We start from the raw sequence: 304 nt of genomic DNA, 5'->3' as shown, positions 1-304 counted from the left end.
TTATCGCCGGCTTACCCGGTGAAAACGTCCTGAAGACGATCCCCGGTATCGGCCCGATCTACAGCGCTGGTATTATCGCCGAAATCGGTGACATCCATCGCTTTGACGATCAAGCCGCTCTGGCGAAGTACGCTGGGCTTACTTGGCGAAAGAATCAGTCTGGCAAGTTTGAAGCCCAAGAAACGTCCCGTATTAAATCCGGCAACCGGTTTCTGCGTTATTACCTGGTTGAAGCTGCCAACTTGGTAAAGAACCGCGACGCAGAATTCGGAGAGTACTACCGGAAAAAATACAACGAAGTCAC

At 51.3% G+C, this 304-nt stretch carries 1 protein-coding gene; it reads left to right on the top strand.

Going from position 1 to position 304, the window contains the following annotated elements; translation table 11 throughout:
• A partial coding sequence (locus tag ACZYR9_RS27695) for a transposase (RefSeq protein ID WP_488981505.1) occupies positions 1 to 304 on the top strand: 304 nt, incomplete at both ends.

The sequence above is a fragment of the Paenibacillus sp. F024 genome (assembly GCF_057814255.1).
The sequence above is the reverse complement of the archived record's forward strand: the minus strand, read 5'-3'. Positions and strand labels throughout refer to the sequence as shown.